Below are 249 nucleotides of genomic sequence, written 5' to 3'. Positions count from 1 at the left end.
AAACATCTTTAACACCACATACTAGGCACTGGTATTCATTGCCCCAACTATTTTGTTTAGTAATTTCAGCAGAAGCCATATTACAATGACTACAAACTTCAATCTTTTTACCAGATATTTTCTTAATCTCGATGGCAGGAGTTATTTCGGCAAATCTTGCAGCAATAAATTCCTGCTGCCCCATCATTCGGTTATGAATTCTCTTAATTTCCTCAAGATAACCATCAAAAATAGGGGACCAAGTCGTTA

At 36.1% G+C, this 249-nt stretch carries 1 protein-coding gene; it reads right to left on the bottom strand.

Annotation, left to right across the window (positions count from 1 at the left end):
- On the bottom strand, positions 1–249 hold a 249-nt coding region (locus RMT89_RS44580; protein ID WP_315889460.1), incomplete at both ends, for a hypothetical protein.

Origin of the sequence: Streptomyces sp. P17 (assembly GCF_032436805.1) — a bacterium.
In the GTDB taxonomy this organism is placed as follows: domain Bacteria; phylum Actinomycetota; class Actinomycetes; order Streptomycetales; family Streptomycetaceae; genus Streptomyces.
This window is presented reverse-complemented; position numbering and strand designations above follow the sequence as displayed.